Raw genomic sequence first — 18,604 nt, 5'->3', positions numbered from 1 at the left:
TTAAATCGTTATGGTGGCCTTAAAGCCTTTCCCGGGTTCCGATTCAAAACTAATAGCTCCACCAATGGCATCCATACGGTTTTCCGTATTCAGCAATCCTCCCTTTAATAAAATTTTACTACCCCGCCCATTATCACTATAATGCACCAACACTCTTTTTCCCTGTTGCTCAAAGCTCACCGCCACCAGACTCGCCTCGCTGTGCTTCTTCATATTGGTCATTAATTCCTGAAGGGCTCGGTACAAGGTCGCCTTGCGGTCTTTAGAGAGGGCGTCCCATTTTATGCCGGAGAGGTTCCTGGTGATCACCTGCACCGTGTTGGACGTATAGCCCTGTAGTAATTCTACCAGGAGCAATTCGTAATTATTCCTGTAATCCAGGTCTGTGAGTTCCCGTGAAATATCGCGGGTTCGTTCATAGATGCGTTCCAACTCATCTACAGTAGCAGGTAATTCCTGCTTCCCGCTCTCCATTTTAGTCATTAAATGGTAGAGATCGTTGGCCACTTCGTCGTGTACTTTCTTGGAGATCCTGCTTTCAGTTTCAAAAACCAGGCGGATACGCTTTCTCTTATTGCGGTAGAGTATAATTACATACACTAACCCGGCGATGATCGCCATGAAAATTATCACAAGCAGGAGCAGTAGTATCCGGTTCTTAAACTTCGCGTTGCTGAGCTGTAGTTCTCTAGACCTTCGCTGTTCCTCCTCCAGGCTATACAAGCGGTAAGCGTATTTGTTGGTGGCTAGCTTCCGGGCTCTTTGCAGGCTATCAGACAACTGCTGAAATTCTTTTCCGTAAGTCAGCACCCCTAGCTCCAGCTGAAGTCTTAATGCTTCCAGGCGATCCTCCGGACCTAAACTTGCTGCGAGTGTTTTCATACTATCGGCGTAGGCGATCGCCTTTTCCCGATCTCGCGTGCTGAAATATTTTGCCAAAGAATGATAGGATGATTTTAATCCCACCTTACTATTCTTCTGCCTTCTAAGCATTAGGGCTTGTTGAAAATAATCGAGAGCGTCATCCTGTTTATTTTTAAGTAAGATCGTCCCCTTGTTATCGAGAACACGTGCAATATTTAAAGTGTCTATAGATTTCTCCGCCAACTCCCAGGCTTGGCTATAAAATTTCCAGGCCTGATCTAATTCGTCTAGTTCCTTGTACACATTCCCCAGGTTGTTGTATAGAATTAGTTTTACTTCGGAAGCGTTATTATTTTCAAGGGCCGCTGTATAGAAATCGATAGCAGCCTGATAGTCTTCCCTGGCTCTGAAAATCCGCCCCAAAAGATTGTAAAGTGAAAGTTGATAAGGACCTGCATCTTCTTTTTTGCTGTAGTTTTGAAGCAGATTATACGCCTTTACCGCTGTGATCTCACTCTCCACGTAGAAGTCTAAAGCCAGCTGACCCGAGGCCACATACCACAGATCGCCGATGGCGTTAAGGGTATCGCCTATTTTAAGTCTCGATTGATATACCTTATGGATGTACGAAATGGCGGCTGGCAATGTGCCGTAGTTGGAAAGTTCATTAACCGAATTATAATAGAATTGAGAGCTGTCCTGAAGTTTAACAGCTTGTTGTTGTGCAGTGGTCGCATTGCACGAAAAAACTACTCCTAATAATAAGAGGAATGAAAATCTCCCAGTTTTCATTCCTCTAAGGTACTAACAATTCGGCATACAATTAATCTCCTCCGGGAGGTGGTGGGGGTGGTGGGGGTGGTGGCGGAATTGGGCCGTCGTCATCGCAGCAACCATAAGGTTGGGCGCTTTGGCTCACCTGCTCCGGAGTACAGGAAAATAGTGCTCCGGCTAGCAGTAATGTTAAAAATATATAGGGTATTCTTTTCATTATTTCTGAAAATTAAATTCGACATAAGGGTGGCTGTCCGAAGTTTTCGGAAGGTTCACCCCGTTAAGGGTTGTGGGAATATTCCATGTGTGGGAAGCGGAAATCTTGTACGGCTTAACCGAAAGGCTTCCCGGGCATTCCGGAAAGCCGCAGGGAAGATTTCCAGTAACACCTTCTGCGCAGAACCTGTGTTGCAACCACAGGATCAAAGGCATTACGGGATAAATGAAGGGAAGAAAAATGAAAACCTATTGGGAATAGACTGGGAAGATTCTGGGAACTTTACGGGAATCCGTATCCCAATGATTTTACAGAAGATTATTTTTAACTTCACATCGACTAACCAATATTAAATATGCTTCAGGACTTACTCGAGGAGGTTTTTACAAAGGCCCTGGATGAAGGTGCATCTGAGTCTGCCAATGGGATTGCTTCGCATATCCACGAATCACTTCAGGAAAAAATAAAAGGACAACCTATAGGTATAGACTCCCTTCGTTCGTTCTACACCAGGTGGAGGAACGGTGAATCTATCTCCATGTCGAAAGCTTCAAAAAATGACCTTGCTGTTTATTTGGGTGATAAAAATTTCAGGGCTTATACCGAAAGGAAGAAAACAAAACAAATAAACAACAGACGCTATATCTATGCTATGGGACTGATGGTATTTGTAATAGGGTTTTTACTTTTTGATAAGTTTCGGGATAAATGTATGATCTGGGTGGAAGACAGGTACGAAAAATGTAGCTGTACACAAGAAGGTTCAGAAGAGGTGGACCCAATAAAGCTTAAAAAATTCAGAAAACTAACTGTGGAATGTTCCTCCGAATTCTTTTTCGATGAAAAGGGTCACGCCAAGGTGTACTACTATAAAAAGGGCGATAAAGACCTTGAATTATTTAATATGCTCACTTTACATCCCGTTAACGAGGACGCCTTGAAAAAAATCACCTGGCATATGATCCGCGAGCATTTATGTCCGGAAATGTGAGTAATTAGTAGTGAGAAGAATATATAGTTGAGCTATTTACTATTGTTTATTACTATTTTTTATTGAGCAGTGAAGGGTGAGAGGTGAGTAGTGAATAATTAATAGAACGATAATAACTATCATCTTTGTTTTTTTCCTTTTTTTTGCCCCTCCAAAAAAAGGAGTAAAAAGGAGGCCTCTTCTAAGGTATTTTCAAAACGGCTTTCGCGTTTTGAAACCGGTTCCAAAACTCCGCGTCGCTTCGCTCCTGAATCTCGGAGCTTTTGTTCTCCTATACTAACGAAGAGGAGTTTTCCGGCTACGCCGGAACTTTGTTTTATATAGTGAGAATTAAATAATAAGGTAATGCAAAAAAGAATAGAAAAAACCCCAATAACCTACTCCACTTAAAAAACCTGTATTTTTGTACAAACACACACCAGTCGTACTAACCAGATACCAACTGTATGAAACTATTAAAAAGGATCTTCCTCATTATTCTAGCTGGTGTTGGCCTGTTTCTACTGCTTACTTATATCTCGGTTAACAGTGAGCCCGAAAAGGATGCTACCAATATAGTCATCGATAATCCACCCTCTCAATTTCAACATGGAGATAGTATACTGGTTGCCGCAAATACGGGTTATCAAAGCAATTTTCTGAAAAACATCATGCAAGGCGCTCACTACCGTGAAGCCTGGGCAACGCCGGTAAAGGTTCCGGTGTTATTCTTCGATACCTATAAGGGCGGACTCACACCTGCCGAGGTTGGCGGTGGAAAACAAACACGCTCCCTCGACCTTATTTCCCCCGATAACACAGTTTATACCCTGCGCAGCGTGAATAAATACCCAGACTCCGTCGTCCCCGAATTTGCCCGTATTCTGAAACTGGAAAATATCGTTACCGACGGTATCTCGGCACAACACCCCTATGGGGCAATACTGGCCGCCGCCCTGGCCGAAAAAGCCGATGTTGTTCATACTCATCCGCAACTGGTTTACGTGCCGCAGCAAAAAGCTCTTGACAGCCTTAACGACGAATTCGGAGACGCGCTCTACTTGTTGGAATACGAAACTGAAGGCCCGGTAAACTGGACAAAACACTCCGGAGTTACCGCGCTAATTGATACCGATAGCCTGCAATTGCTCAAGCTTCAAAAGAAAGATCTTCTACAGATCGACTACAATCTACTGGTGCGTAGCAGACTATTCGACCTAATTATCGGCGATTGGGACCGTCACACTAAACAATGGGGTTGGGCGCTTCAGCAGAGAAATGATACCCTATTCGCCATTCCGGTGGCCGGTGACCGCGACAACGCCTTTTTTAGCTTAGATGGTGTGATCCCTACCATAATCTCCAGCGAATATGTAGAACCTCATGTACGGCCTTTCGATGAAGACATCGACTATCTGCCGGGTTTGGTATACCCTTTCGATATATATTTTCTGAAGGAAGTACCCCGTAGCACTTTTGCACAACAGGCTGCATTTTTACAACAGCAGCTTACCGATGAGGTAATAGAGGAAGCGCTACGCAGCTGGCCGGAACCTATTTACAAGTTGAATAACGACGAGATCCGGTCGAAATTAAGATCGCGACGCGACCAAATCCAGGAATACGCTCTAGAGTTTCATAAAATCCTGCAGGAGAAGGAATACCTTAACGAACCCCTGAAAGGCTCGGACGATATTACCCTCCCTAAAGACTTTCTTCGCTGTTTTAACTGTAACTGATCTACATAAGGGAAGTGAATGGTGAATAGTTAGTAGTTAGTAGTTAGTAGTTAGTAGTTAGTAGTTAGTAGTTAGAGGTGAAAAGAGAATCTATTTACATTAACAAAATTCTAGGACGGAAATTGAAAGATCAAATAACAAGCACCAAATCATAAATAAATTCCAACTACCAAGTACCAAATCACAAATAAAATTTAAGATTCAATTAGTCAAAATTGAACTTTGGTAATTGATTATTATTTGTTTTTTGAAAATTGTGATTTGTGATTTGTTAAATGTGAGTAGTGAATAATAATCTACTTAGTACGTCAGTAATTGCGCCTCAGCGGCGATTCCTTAAAATTCAATGAAGGGAAACGTTAAGCGCTTGGTGCTGTTTGAGGTGGCTTGCCACCGAGTTCAGCAAGCGTAGTGGAGATGAAGTAGTAATTTTAGGAATCGTTGGTGCAGCGCTAGAACTTTTTGGTACTTTTTACGGCAATGGTAAAAAGTACAAAAACAACTTTATTGCTGTGAGCAATCTCGGAATAGCAAATCAATGAATCCACTTCAACTTTATTTAAACAAAGGCCGATACAACCCCCACCAACGTATCACCAGCACCAGGTTGATAAACCCAACTACAAAAGCGGGCCAGGCCTTGGCGAATTCTCCATTGGCAATGCTAAAGATGAGAAAGGCCACCGATAAGGGCGCTAATACTATCAGGATAAAAGGTGTCCATTTGTTGAAGACCAGAAATAGCCCAATGATGATCTCAAATATATAGAGCGCCGGTAAATATACTGCCACCGAATCCAGGAAATCCTGGGTTAGCTCGGGCATGGTTCCATAGGTGGAGGGTAAAAAATGAAAGAATCGATTAAGGGCATACAGAATTAAGAATAAGCCCAAAACAATTCGTAAGGCCATGTAAAGAGAAGTACGTGATCTCATGGTAAATATGTTAGGTTCGGCCATACAAACCAATATGGATAGCCGATATTGAGGTCACTAAATTAGCGGTAGTTTTCAGGATGAAATATGATTTTGGTCATGATGGTACAAACAAAAAAAACCGGAACAAATGTTCCGGCTTGATATATTGGCTGCCAATCAACTAGGAGTTCACGGTTTCTTCGATGTCCTCCAGGCGCTTCACTTCATTTAAGCTGTTCTTCACTCGCATTAGCTGCTTGTTCAGCATACTGGTGGTTTCAGGAGTGAAATTCTGATTTTCAAGAACATTCTCATATGTATTCACGCTGGCTTTTTCACCGCGGATGCACTCTTCGAGTAAGGCTTCATCTGTTGAGCTGCTTACAAAATTCTTCACATCCATCCAGCTTCTGTGTAAGGCGGCTTTAGTACTTCCACTATCTACCGGTTCCTCATTCAATCTTCTTATCTCACGATCGATCTCTGTGGCAAAATGACTTCGCTGAACGGCGCGATCTTTCAGAAATTGTTTCAAATAATCGCTTTTTGCATGCTCCATCGCCTTCTTATATCCGGCCTCGGCATCGTAGTTTCTTTCCAGTATGTCTTGTAGACTATCTACAACGTTATCATGAATGTTTTCCTTTGCAATCTCTCTAGTCGTTTTCATATCTATTTTTGTTTTTTAGGGTTAATAATATGTATATAACATAACCTTCAGAAAGGAGAAAAGCAAGTATTTACAAGGGTTTAGCAGTAGTTTAACGGAAATGGATAGATATGTTAAGAGTCTTAAGAATTGTCTTTAGAAAACTTTAATAAATCGATTTATAAATGAAAATTCTATAGATAAAAATTTGTGGTGGAGTCACTGTTCAATGCTTTATTACATCTTGGCAAATCATCATCTGTGGCTTCAGAAATACAAAAAAAATACGCCCTATTAGAAATAGGGCGCATCGATCAACTAACACAAATTAACAAAAACTAACTAACCATTAGTAAATCCAAGTATTCATAGTTCAGTCCGCAATCTTTACATTTTTGCCCAAAATGAAGATCTATCATTGTTCTACGGATCGGATTTGTGAAAACAGTGTCAATCGACTTTTTTAAACTGGTTAAGTTCATATAATTATTGTCATTTCTTTAATTCTTTCTGAAGCTGAGTAGCCTCAAATAATAGTTTTTCTAACTTATCTTTTGTTAGTGGCTTTGTGATATAACTGGAACACAAACCACTTTTCTTACTTTTCTCTATATCCGAATCGTTCCTAGACGAAGAGAGGATCACTATTTCAATGTTATTTTTCTTAAACAAATCCATCGTATCGAACTTTTCGAGTAATTGAAACCCGCTTAATTCGGGCATATTGATATCGAGGAACACAAGATCGGGAAGCTTGTCATGGCCTGAATTCGCTTTACCCTCCAGGTTCTCGAAGTATCGCAAAGCCGATACTGAACTTGAGAACATGCTCACAAAAATGTCACTCCCCAGGTTATGAATAGTTTGCTGACTCACAAACAGGTCGATTTTGTTATCATCAATGAGCATTATGTACTTTCTTGACTTCATAAGCCGGTGGTTGTTACAAGAGAATTAGGCAGTTTTATTTTAACCCTGGTGGTCGAAATATCATCCCTTCTTACTTTTATTCTGCCTTGTAGGATATCCACAATATTTTTTAAGACATAAATTCCCAGCCCGGCACAGGACATACTGTAATCGTTCACAAACTGATTGAGATCGAAAATTTTATGCGTTTCTAAATCGGCCAGTGTAACCGACTTATAATCCACTTCAATTTTTGCCGTGGTTTTGGTTGTCCATATCTTCAACCTTATGATACAATCTTGTTCACCACAATCTAAATGACTATAATTAATGGCGTATTGCAATAGATTTTTTACAAGGGAAGTGAGTAGCTGCGAATTACTATAAAATATGTGGTCTGTCTTAATATCCACATTAAATTTCACCAACTCGAAATCGTCATATTCCCGTAGGGAAGCAAAAGCATCCTGCAAGATCATGTTGAAGTCTATTTCACCAATTGCGCGATTATTTTCGGATATGATCGAAACAAGCGCCAGGTCATCCAGAAGTTGTTTTCCTTTTTCCAAACTAGTTTCCAACATCCTTATTAGAGCTAGGGCACTGCTGCTAATAGATTCTTCTTTAAGTAGGTTGATCAAGCCTTCAGCAGAGCTAAAAGGGGCTTTTAGATCGTGAGCACATCGATATAACAACAAGTCCAATTCCCGCGATTTGTTGTCCAGATCTTTTTCAAGACTTTTGCGCCGTGATATGTCTACCATAATCGCGCTGTAATAGGTGTCTGGACCTGCTTTGCACTTTCGTATTTCTAATTCTAAAGGAAATCTCTTGCCCGCTTTGGTAAGTCCGTTTAACTCTACAATTTCCCCGGCACCATTTTTATTTACGGTTCTAACCGACTGATACAACTTCTTTATAGACTTATTTTCGTCTTCTGCATCTAATAACATTGTGAGGGGTCGCCCCAATACTTCAGGCGCCGAATAGCCGAAGGTATATTCGGCACTGGAATTCCATTCGGTAATCTTACCTCTGGTATTGGCCACAACGATCATCGCAATATTACCAGATTTAAGTATCGCCTGGTATTTGGTTTGCAATTCTTTTAACTGATGATTCATAGCATTAAGTTCAGGTTTGTCTTGGGGGGAGATTAGTTACATACGAATTACAATAAGCTAGAGCCTGTTCCTTGGTGTCGAATATTTCGTAGGGGATATGGGCATCGTAAATGCGTTTAAATGAATTAATCGACAGTTTAATTCCAATCTTATGTGAAATAAATGCTTCAGCAATTCTTATATTTTTTAATGTTCTTTCATTTGAAAACAACTTTGCCGCTTCAATACTATATGTTCCAACCGCATTTCTCAAGTCTATGCAAAATGGGGTGATCTTGCCTTCACACAAATCTTCAATCGCCAGTAAATATTTTTCCAAATACAGTTTAGATAATCTGGTAGATTGGTCCTTATTGATAATTTCTATAAATAGTATACCGTCGGTATACCAGAATTTAACATTATCAACCACAATAGGACCTTTCATGATATTAGATCGGTTTAGAAGGTTAAGCCAATCTATATGCCAAAGTGTAGAAGAGAGTCTAATTAATTCTCTAAAACACTGTGCGTGTGTTAATTATATTTTTTTCTGAAAAGTGAACAGAAATTTATTCTCTCGGAATAGCGATGCCTGAATGCCAATAAGCAATACATCCACGGTATTCCGTGTGCCTAGTGAGGCCTTTGAATCTTTAATTTTTTCATGCGATCGCGAAGCGTACTTGGCTTGATATCTAGCATAACAGCTGCTCCATTAGGCCCATCAATTTTCCAATTACTTTTTTCAAGTACATTTAAAATATGAATTCGCTGCGCTTCATTTAGGGATAAATTAGAGTGCTTTACAGGGCGTTTTCCACTTGATGCTTCTGTTTCAAATTCGAGGATCTTTAAGGTGGTAGAGTTAGAGAGAATAACCGCTCTTTCGATCAAGTTCTCCAGCTCACGAATATTTCCGGGCCAGTGGTAACTCTGCATTTCCCGCATCGAATTATCGGATATAAAACTGATCTTCTTCCTGTAGATCTTACTGAACTTATCTACAAAGTGTTCAATCAGGATAGGGATATCTTCCTTTCTTTTCCGTAAGGGTGGGACTACAATAGGAAATACATTTAACCGAAAATAAAGGTCTTCTCGAAATCGCTTCTTAGCCACTTCCTTTATTAAGTTCTTGTTTGTAGCCGCAATCACACGTACGTCAAGCTTACGCACCTTTGGATCTCCAATCTTTTCGATCTCGCCTTCCTGGAGAAACCTGAGAAGCTTAGGCTGCATGGTCAATGGCAATTCGCCAATCTCATCAAGGAATAGAGTACCCCCATCTGCCAATTCTATCTTCCCTATCTTATCGGCTATTGCCCCTGTAAACGATCCTTTTTTATGTCCAAAGAGTTCGCTCTCGATAAGTTCTTGCGGAATTGCGGCGCAATTAACCTTAATGAGAGGAAAGTCCTTCCGGTCGCTTAAATTATGAATGGCTCTGGCCAGTAGTTCCTTTCCGGTTCCGGTTTCTCCAAGTAAGAGAACGGTGGCTTTAGTGGGCGCTACCTGCTCCACCTCGTTTAATATCTTGCTAAAGACATCGCTTCCGTACACCATTTCTTCAAAATTGAAGACCATCTCTATTTCTTTCCGAAGATATACGTTCTCATGTTCGAGTTTGTTCTTCAGTTCATTAAGTTCGGTCACCGTATTGGATAAGGTTACATTTAGTTTTTGTAATTTTTCTTCGGCAATCATCCTATTTCTGCTTTGAACCATAAGAGACACCAGATTGGCTACCGAAGTGGCAAATTCTTCCTCATCTGCAGACCACTCCCGTATTGAACCAACGTTTTCAAAGCAAATTATCCCATAATATTCACCCTGGCCCTGAATAAAGACATCCAGTAGGGAGGTAATTTTATTCGGTGTTAAATATTCTTTTATAAAAGCCTTGGTAATAGGGTCGTTTACCGCATCTGATACGTTTATGGTCTTATTTCTTGAAAGTGTTTCAAAATAAGCAGGGTTATCTTCTTTTTTTAAAATGGCTCCTTTTTCGAACGAACTATCACTTTTATTAAATAATTTTTCGCATTCGATCTCACTACGGCCCTCGTTAAATTTCCATACACTCACCCGCTCCACATTAAGTACCCTGGAGGCAAGTGACGTGATCTTTTTTAGGGATTCGTAATAATCGGACCCCACTAAACTCGCAAGTTCGAGGATTGCTTTTTTACGTTGATACGATTTTTCGGCAGTTTCCCGGAGCATACTCTCAACCTGCACCTGTTCCGTAATATTTTTTATAGTCGCAAGCATAGCAATTAATCGACCATCCTTGTCTCTAATCCTGGATGTAACCACCGAAGCTGGAAATCGTTCGCCGTCTTTACGCATTATTTTTACGGAAAAAGTATTTTGTTTCCCCTCTCTGGCCTTATAGAAATAAGATAGAATTTCGTCGTGATATTCGGGTGGCCAATATTTAAAAGGCGCCTTTGTACCAACTAGCTCTTCTCTCTTAAAGCCTGTCATTCCAATGAGTGCAGGATTCACATCTATACATGTACCAGACAAATCCGTAATAACCATTCCATCGTTGATCGATTCAATTACCTTTTCCTTAAATTCTTTTTCCTGTCTAAAAAGTTTAGCTATACGTTCTCGCTCGGTAAGGTCGACAAGAGAGGCTATGATATAGGATTCATCACTTAATCCAATATCGAACTCATAGATGTACACCAAAACCGAACGTTTTTCGTTGTTTTTAGTAGAGATCACAAGTGGAATAGCCACTTCGTACGAAGATTCCGTTGCTGCTGCGATGGTAGTATCGGCCTCATCAAAACCCACTAGTCCAATCGTTCTGGAATCCACACCCAGTAATTCGTCCTCATTAAACCCGGTTAGTTTGAGGTATTGTTTATTTACGGTGATAAATTGCTTTGTTTCGGCCGAAAGCACACATTTAGGCAACGGACTCCTATAGAAGAGTTGAGTGAATGCATCACTATTAAAAAATTCCTGCCCCGGGGTATTTTGAACGGTTTGTTTATTCATCGGTGTCAGTACATTACTTAATGTAATTATCAAAAAATAGCGCAAGGCAATTTTTCCTGGTACGTCAAAAAAATTATTTAAATCAAATGCACGTCTAATAGACGCTACAAGGGGAAGTTAGTTGAGCCGGCTAAAATAGTTCATTACCAATAATCAAAAAAATACAACAGCTCAGAAATGTTAACCATATGTTCCTATTTAGTAAGATGGGTACTCTTACTTTTCTAATTTATTAAATTTTTAGCAGGAATCGAAATTTTTCTCACTCGGAAATGGCGAATCATGCGGCTTTTATCTTAGAAACTAAACCACTTCACTTTACTCGGGGCTTCGAGTTTCCTCAGCCACCTCATAAAGTCAACACAACATTTTATTAGACAATTTGAGCTTACTAAACATGTAATTCTGAACTTGATTCAGAATCTATGCAGCCTGGAGAAGACTTGATAAAATTGGGAATGGATATCCACACCGGTAACCCTGGACCAAATAATATTTATTTCGTAATATTATTAAAAAAATTAATGAAACATTTAATTCTATCATTCTTCTCGATTGTATTTCTGCTTACTTCATGTTCAAAAGAAGCCAATAAAAATGTGTTTACAGGTGGTATAGTTTTAACGTCACCAGAAGAAATCGCAGAATTTGGGGCCAATAATTATACAAAGGTTGAAGGTAGTCTCTCAATAATTGATGCCGATAATGCCAATCAGATCACGTCCCTTCAACCACTGCAATCTTTAATAGAGATTAGCGGAGAATTAAAAATCACCTGCCCGTATCTTGAATCTTTAAATGGCCTCAATAACATTACAACTATTGGCAATCTCGAGATCTATGAATGTAACTCACTAAGCAATTTGATCGGGCTAAGTAATCTTTCCTTCACAAATTATTTAGAAATTTCCAGTAACGAATCGTTAATCAACCTGGAAGGTTTACAGAGTTTAGCTACTGTCGGAATAATTCGATTGTCTAATAATGCCGCGCTTCAAAATCTAATTGGTTTGGAAGGGCTTACCGGTGTCGTGGGAGGCAATGGGATTCAGGGTGTTGATATTTTTACTAATATCTCACTAGAAAGTTTAGCCGGACTTAACAACTTATCCACTTTAAAGGGTAAATTAACAATATGGAATAATAATTCATTAGCTAGTTTATCTGGATTGGACAACCTGAGGAATGTGTCGGCTGGTGTAAATATTGAAAACAATCAAAATTTAACCAACTTAACCGGACTGGACAACCTTAACTCCATTGGCGGAAGATTAATAATCGAAGATAATAATTCGTTATACGATTTGGTAGGATTGGAGAGTGTTTCTGAAATTCTAACCGGTTTTATCATTAGAAATAACTCCTCGCTGGAAAGCCTTAACGGTCTTCGAAATATTAACATTGGTACATCGCACATAAATATCTATAACAACCCAGCACTTATAGATTTTGGAATGATGCAAATAACTTCCTCTACTGTGTCCGACATTTATATTGTAAATAACCCTTCGTTAACCAGTATATCCGGTTTAGGAAATATTTCGCATGCAAACAGGTCTTTGGAAATCCGAAATAATTCTAGCCTAACGAGTTTAGCAGGGTTTGGAAATCTATCCAGCATAGAAATACAACTTCTTATTGTAGACAATGATAACTTAACATCTATTGCCGCTCTACAAAATTTATCTGCGGCTAAAAATATACGAATTGGTGCTAATCCTTCATTAACCAGTCTTACGGGCCTAGGGAACCTAATTAATGTTGAGAGACAGTTCAAGATTGATAACAACTCGTTATTGACTGATTTTTGCAGCCTGAGGCAAGAATTGATCATAAATTTATTATTCGATTACTATACGGTTACCGGCAATGCCCATAATCCATCAATTCAGGATTTAATTAATGGAAACTGTAGTTTATAATATTATTTCCATCCATTACGCTTGCTCTGCAGGCACAGGTGCTGCTTAACGAATGCGTCACGATAATATTACAAAACAAAAATGGCCCAGCCAACTACGGACAAGCTTCTGGTTGACCTTAAAATCTACATGATCGATTTTCTGTTCCCTAATAGAAAAAACCTTTTCTCTTTTAGCCATTTTTTTAAAGATTAGGAAGGGCTTGATTTAAGTCTTTTTATGTAACTTTAAAAGATAACTACCTAAAGATCAAACGAAATGAAAAGTGATTCTATAACTAATAGGATATTGTTTATACTCTTTCTTACAATTGTTTCCTTCGGTTGTAAGGATGCTACTACTACCGCTACTGCTGAATCTACAGATCTAATTACCGAAGCCACCGAATCGTCGACCAAACTATCTTCAACTTCAGATCCAAAAGACAATGGCGAAGTACGGTTTATACTTGACGGAGTTGAGTGGGTGAGCGGACCACCAGGTCATCCCGAAATGAATTTCGAAGAAGAAGCCATAACAGATGATAAAACCATGGTACGTATCGAAGCATATTCTGCCGATGGTTCGAGTTTCGCACTTACAATTTTTAAACAAGCGGGTATCGGACCAGGTACCTTTTCAATCACCGATCCGGGAATGCGGGGGTTTTACGCAACCAATAACGCAGAGGGAGACACATATCTAACTAACGGAATGGACAGTAATCCAGGATCTGTTACCATATCAAGTTTAACCGAAGACGGAGTGGAAGGAACATTTCAATTTGCGATACGCAACTCCGGTGATCCGGAAGATATCAAACAGCTAACCAACGGAACTTTTAATCTGAAGTTTACACGTATTTAGATTGAAGCAAAGGATTCGTATTCCTTTGAGAATGTAATTAATCCTCCAAACAAAAAAAACTCATCAAACTAAGGATAAGCTTCTTATTGATCTATTACTTAACGTTAATTTATTACTAAGTTCAACTTAAAGTTGATTACCTGTAATATTAAAATAAAGAGATGCTATATTTTGTGCCCTTATCCTTGACGGTAGATGAGTGCGATCTCCTGGGTGATTCTGATTCATAAAAGTATTATATGTTTTTTTAAGGACATTAATATTATTCATACTAATATGATATCTAACAGCGTAGGCATCTGCTTCACTCTCTGCATTTCGTGTAAGCCATAATCGGATATTAGGGTTAGGATGGTTTTGGTTTAAAACGTGACCTAAATAATGATGCCCGTATTCGTGAGCTCTAAAAAACGCAGATACTTCAGCACCTAATTTATTCGCAATTATAGGGTTATAAATGATAATTGGATTCCCTTTGCTATCAAATTTGGCAATAGCTATGTCATTAATAGAAGTACTTGCAATTTCAGTTATTCCATCAGGAGATGTCCAATATTGCGCATGAATATTAAAATAAGATATTAAAACAAATAGAAGTATTAATTTTTTCATATGAATCTTTAATTTTCTTTTTTACACTTACAAGAATATTTGTGGTCACCATATTCTACGGCTCCTTCAAAATAATCAGCATTAAATTCAATCCCTTTGATAATTGACCTATATACTTTAATATCATTATCATATAAAATCAAAAATAAACTAAAATTATCCGTGGAGGATCGTCCTTTTTCTATCTTAAAGCCAAATTTGTAATTATCGCCTGACTGCACTGATTGTTCTCCCTTACTAAAATCAACATTAAATAAACTAGGACTAAAATCCGTATCATAATAACTATAGACAATATCACATTTATAAGATTGTGATAACACTACAAATGGAAAAAATATAATTAGAAATAACAGGTGCTTTTTCATACTTGGAAGTTAGTGTTTTGATAAATATATGAAAACCATATTAATCTATACATTTTTATTAGTAAAACGGGAGTCAATTGGAGGAAACCACAGCAAATAAAAAAAGCCCATCCAACTGAGGAAAAGCTTCTAATTGGTTTGTCATTCTGAATTTAATTCAGAAACTAAACCCCTTCACTTTACTCGGGGCTTCGAGTTTCCTCAGCCACCTCATAAAGTCAAGACAACATTTTATTAGACAATTTGAGCCTCCTCAACTTTGTCATTCTGAACTTGATTCAGAATCTAACCTGCTTGCCACACTTTAGCCCCCAACACAATATATCAAAAGACTAACCAAACATCCGCTCCTTTGTTTAGCTAACTCAATCATATAAATCACTATTTTTATTAAAACAGCGAAGAAAAATTAGATCTGATATGGGTATAATACGGCTTACTATCGTACTCCTTTTCACTATGAGTGTCCTCTCCTGTAAGAATGAGGAGCAATGGGTGAGTATGGAAGTGATGGCCTCAGCCTATAATTCCACCAGAGCACAAACCGACGCGAATCCAAACATCACTGCCTGGGGAGACACCTTATATCCTACTACTAAGTCCATTGCTGTTTCGAGGGATCTAATTAAAAAAGGGCTTACTCATCACACCAAAGTAAAGATCGAAGGATTCGAGGGTATTTTTGTGGTGAACGATAAGATGCATCCCAAATGGCGCAATAAAATCGATATTTATTTTGGCACCGATGTAAAAGCGGCCAGGCAATGGGGGCGCAAGAAGGTAAAGATCCAATACCTATGTGAGTAGAATGAAAATGAAAGGACCTATCGCGACATCAAACAAAAAGAGCCCCCTTCGACACTTCGACATGCTCAGTGCATCGCAGGCTCAGGGACCTATGTTTAGTCTGCTCAATAAAACCTCTGAAAACAAAAAAAGCCCATCCAACTAAGGATAAGCTTCTCATCGGTTTGTCATTCTGAACTTGATTCAGAATCTAAACCACTTCTCTGCTTTCACAGAGACAACACAACATCTTGTTGCGGTCTGGACGAGACTCGAACTCGCGACCCCCTGCGTGACAGGCAGGTATTCTAACCAACTGAACTACCAGACCAATTTTCCTGCCCTTTTACAAGGACCCCGACAACAGCCGGGCTTCGAAGAAATTGCTTTTCAGCGAGGGCAAATATAAGACGATTTTTAGTTGTTGCAAACAAAATAATTAAAAAAGATCATGTATTTCAAATGCGCCCTATCGTCCACTTCTCGATACAATCCCGCGATGCGGGATCACTCGAAGTGACAATATCAATTCTCACTGCTCATTGATCACATCAACTAACCAAACTTCGATCGCTCCACCAAATAGGTAGTAAGGATCTTGTTAAACCCTTCATTAATATCGGCTCGCACATACTTTATACCATACTGCCCGCATTTCAGCTGCAACTCATTAAAAAACCCGGCCACGGCCGCTTCGTAACTTTCTTTAATATTATCGGCATATAAATTTACATGCTCCCCGGTCTCCACATCCACAAACCGCTTGGGACGATTACTGAAATCAAACTTCAGTTCCTTCTCCTTATCATAGGTGTGGAACAATACTACTTCATGTTTGTTGTATTTCAAATGCTGAAGCGCCTCGAACAATTTCTTTTCCTCCAGATCACTCTGAAACATATCGGTAAACAGAAATACCAACGAACGACGTTTCAATTTTTCGGCTATCAGGTGCAAATGAGCATAGGTGCGGGTCTGCTTCGATTCTTTAGGCCGTACAATTGCCTCATTCAATTTCCCTAACAACATCTGGTGGTGGCGCTCACTGCCTTTTTCAGAGGCATAGAATTCGTATTCATCACTGTATATACTCATCCCAACCGCATCCCGCTGCCGTTTTAGCAAATTCATGATGGCCGCAGCTGCCAGTGCCGAAAAACCAATCTTATTCAGAGAAGTAATACTAAATTCCTTCACTTTCGGATAATGCATGGAACTGCTGTTATCCATGACCAAATGACAACGTAAATTGGTCTCTTCTTCGTAGCGTTTGGTGTAAAGCTTGTCCGTCTTCGCATATAGTTTCCAGTCGATATGCTTGGTGCTCTCACCTGTGTTGTAGATCTTATGTTCGGCAAATTCGGCAGAGAAACCGTGAAACGGACTCTTATGAAGCCCGGAAATAAACCCCTCCACTACCTGGGTAGCGAGCAACTCCAGATTCTTAAACCCGGTAATCTCGTTTATTTCCTTTTCTAAATTCATCTCAAATAAAAAATCTCAAATGTCAAGTACCAAGCCCAATTCAATCATAAAGTTCAATCAAACAAAATTGCACCGTGGAAATTGAATGAACCTTATACAATTCACTACTCACGATTCATCATTCACTCTACAATACCATCAACAATACCGTACTCTACACTCTCTTCGGCACCCATCCAGTGATCGCGGTTAAAATCTTTTAATACTTTTTCGAACTCCTGACCACAATTGTCGGCCAGAATCTTCGCACTTAGCTCTTTGGTCTTCAGGATCTCCTGGGCCGTGATCTCAATATCACTGGCAGGTCCGCGGGCACCTCCACTGGGCTGATGGATCATCACCCTGGCATGTGGTTGTATAAATCGCTTCCCTTTCTCCCCTGCCGATAACAAGATGCTCCCCATAGAAGCACACAATCCTGTGCAAATGGTAGATACAGGACTCTTTATTCCTTTAATGGTGTCGTACATAGAGAATCCGGAAGTAACATATCCACCCGGACTATTGATATACAATTTGATCTCGTCGTGATTAAGCGAGTCCAGGTACAGTAAACGGTCTACCACGTGCTTGGCACTTTCGTCGTCCACCATGCCCCAAAGAAAAACTTTGCGTTCGCTCAATAATTGATTGTCTATCTGGTCCTGTACTTTATTTATTCTTTCCATAACCGTAAAATGTCCCTCCGGCGCAGTTACAAGGGTACATAATTTTAAAGGTGAAAGGGTTTGGCTGCGCGCGACCCCGGATGATTAATTAATTGTGAGACCCCGCAGCCTGGCGGGGTTAATTCGATTGCGAAAATCTTAAATTTTCAATCTCACTAAGATAAAAAAAGGCCTGACATTACGCCAAGCCTTTATCAATAATTTAAGTTCTTGTTTAGTTCAACAAAGAATCAATCGCCTCGGTATACACGTTCTTTGGTGCCACACCAACCTGGCGTCCTACTAATTCTCCTTTATTGAAAACTAATACGGTCGGGATATTACGTACCCCATATTTCGCAGCAAATTCCTGGTTCGCATCCACATCTACCTTTCCAACCACTGCTTTGCCTTCGTATTCTTCACTTATTTGATCGATGATCGGGCCAACCATTCTACAAGGTCCGCACCATGCCGCCCAAAAGTCTACCACTACGGGCTTATCACTTTTTAATACGGTTTCATCAAAAGTTGCATCGGTTATTTCTAAAGCCATTGTCTTAATTTTAATATGTTACGCAAAAGTAGTCATTTTTTAAAGCATTCCTTACAACCATAACATTACTTTAGTTAATGCCTGTATTAGCATTTATTATTATGCGGGCCCGTGAAGTAATCGTGTAGTGAGCTGCGCTCTACTACAGCGACACTACACGGCTGGGCTTTACGCTATATCCCTGTAGTAGTGTTGAAATGAACTTCGCTCTATATCTGCGACAC

General features: G+C 39.7%; 19 protein-coding genes and 1 tRNA gene. 6 read left to right on the top strand and 14 right to left on the bottom strand.

Annotated elements, in window-relative coordinates; translation table 11 throughout:
* Together C5O00_RS06940 and C5O00_RS14555 are read right to left on the bottom strand one after the other, a co-directional pair.
* Nucleotides 1–1,656 (bottom strand): ATP-binding protein, encoded by a 1,656-nt coding sequence (locus tag C5O00_RS06940; protein WP_105216122.1) that lies wholly within the window; start codon nucleotides 1,654–1,656, stop codon nucleotides 1–3.
* Nucleotides 1,657–1,687: 31 nt separating this feature from the next.
* Nucleotides 1,688–1,855 carry a hypothetical protein gene (locus tag C5O00_RS14555; protein WP_168175934.1) on the bottom strand — a complete coding sequence of 56 codons (168 nt, stop codon included), beginning with the start codon at nucleotides 1,853–1,855 and terminating at the stop codon, nucleotides 1,688–1,690.
* Between the two features lie 29 nt (nucleotides 1,856–1,884).
* Between C5O00_RS14555 and C5O00_RS06935 the strand changes: the two genes are divergently transcribed.
* The 3 genes from C5O00_RS06935 (at nucleotide 1,885) to C5O00_RS06925 (ending at nucleotide 4,564) form a co-directional block, all read left to right on the top strand.
* A complete protein-coding gene (locus C5O00_RS06935; protein WP_105216119.1) occupies nucleotides 1,885–2,208 on the top strand; it encodes a hypothetical protein in 324 nt (107 codons plus the stop codon).
* Nucleotides 2,209–2,210: 2 nt separating this feature from the next.
* The gene (locus C5O00_RS06930; RefSeq protein ID WP_105216117.1) at nucleotides 2,211–2,846 is read left to right on the top strand and encodes a hypothetical protein; all 636 of its coding nucleotides are present in this window, start codon (nucleotides 2,211–2,213) and stop codon (nucleotides 2,844–2,846) included.
* A gap of 446 nt (nucleotides 2,847–3,292) precedes the next feature.
* Nucleotides 3,293–4,564 (top strand): hypothetical protein, encoded by a 1,272-nt coding sequence (locus tag C5O00_RS06925; protein ID WP_105216115.1) that lies wholly within the window; start codon nucleotides 3,293–3,295, stop codon nucleotides 4,562–4,564.
* Between the two features lie 555 nt (nucleotides 4,565–5,119).
* On the opposite strand, the gene C5O00_RS06920 is transcribed toward C5O00_RS06925, so the two are convergent.
* The 6 genes from C5O00_RS06920 to C5O00_RS06895 all read right to left on the bottom strand — a co-directional run bounded on the left by C5O00_RS06920 (nucleotide 5,120) and on the right by C5O00_RS06895 (nucleotide 11,158).
* Nucleotides 5,120–5,500: a DoxX family membrane protein gene (locus C5O00_RS06920; protein WP_158676795.1), complete on the bottom strand. Its 381-nt coding sequence runs from the start codon at nucleotides 5,498–5,500 to the stop codon at nucleotides 5,120–5,122.
* A 163-nt stretch (nucleotides 5,501–5,663) separates the two neighbouring features.
* The gene (locus C5O00_RS06915; protein ID WP_105216111.1) at nucleotides 5,664–6,152 is read right to left on the bottom strand and encodes a ferritin-like domain-containing protein; all 489 of its coding nucleotides are present in this window, start codon (nucleotides 6,150–6,152) and stop codon (nucleotides 5,664–5,666) included.
* Between the two features lie 471 nt (nucleotides 6,153–6,623).
* Complete coding sequence (locus C5O00_RS06910; protein ID WP_105216109.1) at nucleotides 6,624–7,061, bottom strand: response regulator; 438 nt, start codon at nucleotides 7,059–7,061, stop codon at nucleotides 6,624–6,626.
* Nucleotides 7,058–8,164, bottom strand: coding sequence for a sensor histidine kinase (locus C5O00_RS06905; RefSeq protein WP_105216107.1), 1,107 nt, complete (start codon nucleotides 8,162–8,164; stop codon nucleotides 7,058–7,060). Before C5O00_RS06905 ends, C5O00_RS06910 begins: the two co-directional genes overlap by 4 nt.
* Nucleotides 8,165–8,174: 10 nt before the next feature.
* Nucleotides 8,175–8,591 carry a DUF7793 family protein gene (locus C5O00_RS06900; RefSeq protein ID WP_105216105.1) on the bottom strand — a complete coding sequence of 139 codons (417 nt, stop codon included), beginning with the start codon at nucleotides 8,589–8,591 and terminating at the stop codon, nucleotides 8,175–8,177.
* Nucleotides 8,592–8,779: 188 nt separating this feature from the next.
* Nucleotides 8,780–11,158, bottom strand: coding sequence for a sigma 54-interacting transcriptional regulator (locus C5O00_RS06895; protein ID WP_105216103.1), 2,379 nt, complete (start codon nucleotides 11,156–11,158; stop codon nucleotides 8,780–8,782).
* Between the two features lie 425 nt (nucleotides 11,159–11,583).
* Between C5O00_RS06895 and C5O00_RS06890 the strand changes: the two genes are divergently transcribed.
* The gene (locus C5O00_RS06890) at nucleotides 11,584–13,080 is read left to right on the top strand and encodes an autotransporter outer membrane beta-barrel domain-containing protein (protein WP_105216101.1); all 1,497 of its coding nucleotides are present in this window, start codon (nucleotides 11,584–11,586) and stop codon (nucleotides 13,078–13,080) included.
* A gap of 258 nt (nucleotides 13,081–13,338) precedes the next feature.
* Nucleotides 13,339–13,926: a hypothetical protein gene (locus C5O00_RS06885; protein ID WP_105216099.1), complete on the top strand. Its 588-nt coding sequence runs from the start codon at nucleotides 13,339–13,341 to the stop codon at nucleotides 13,924–13,926.
* A gap of 126 nt (nucleotides 13,927–14,052) precedes the next feature.
* Here C5O00_RS06885 and C5O00_RS06880 read toward each other — a convergent pair whose 3' ends face one another.
* Both C5O00_RS06880 and C5O00_RS06875 read right to left on the bottom strand, forming a co-directional pair.
* Nucleotides 14,053–14,538, bottom strand: a complete 486-nt coding sequence (locus tag C5O00_RS06880) for a M48 family metalloprotease (RefSeq protein ID WP_105216097.1) — start codon at nucleotides 14,536–14,538, stop codon at nucleotides 14,053–14,055.
* Nucleotides 14,539–14,546: 8 nt separating this feature from the next.
* A complete protein-coding gene (locus tag C5O00_RS06875) occupies nucleotides 14,547–14,906 on the bottom strand; it encodes a hypothetical protein (protein ID WP_105216095.1) in 360 nt (119 codons plus the stop codon).
* A gap of 420 nt (nucleotides 14,907–15,326) precedes the next feature.
* Between C5O00_RS06875 and C5O00_RS06870 the strand changes: the two genes are divergently transcribed.
* Nucleotides 15,327–15,713, top strand: a complete 387-nt coding sequence (locus tag C5O00_RS06870) for a 3D domain-containing protein (protein ID WP_105216093.1) — start codon at nucleotides 15,327–15,329, stop codon at nucleotides 15,711–15,713.
* Between the two features lie 236 nt (nucleotides 15,714–15,949).
* On the opposite strand, the gene C5O00_RS06865 is transcribed toward C5O00_RS06870, so the two are convergent.
* The 4 genes from C5O00_RS06865 to trxA form a co-directional block, all read right to left on the bottom strand.
* Nucleotides 15,950–16,023, bottom strand: a tRNA-Asp gene (locus C5O00_RS06865).
* 224 nt (nucleotides 16,024–16,247) lie between these two features.
* Nucleotides 16,248–17,177 (bottom strand): DUF58 domain-containing protein, encoded by a 930-nt coding sequence (locus C5O00_RS06860; RefSeq protein WP_105216091.1) that lies wholly within the window; start codon nucleotides 17,175–17,177, stop codon nucleotides 16,248–16,250.
* A 122-nt stretch (nucleotides 17,178–17,299) separates the two neighbouring features.
* Nucleotides 17,300–17,845 (bottom strand): ClpP family protease, encoded by a 546-nt coding sequence (locus C5O00_RS06855; RefSeq protein ID WP_105216089.1) that lies wholly within the window; start codon nucleotides 17,843–17,845, stop codon nucleotides 17,300–17,302.
* 214 nt (nucleotides 17,846–18,059) lie between these two features.
* On the bottom strand, nucleotides 18,060–18,380 hold the full coding sequence (trxA, locus tag C5O00_RS06850) for a thioredoxin (protein ID WP_105216087.1): 321 nt from the start codon (nucleotides 18,378–18,380) through the stop codon (nucleotides 18,060–18,062).
* Between the last annotated feature and the right edge of the window lie 224 nt (nucleotides 18,381–18,604).

Source organism: Pukyongia salina (assembly GCF_002966125.1).
Taxonomy (GTDB): Bacteria; Bacteroidota; Bacteroidia; order Flavobacteriales; family Flavobacteriaceae; genus Pukyongia; species Pukyongia salina.
This window is presented reverse-complemented; position numbering and strand designations above follow the sequence as displayed.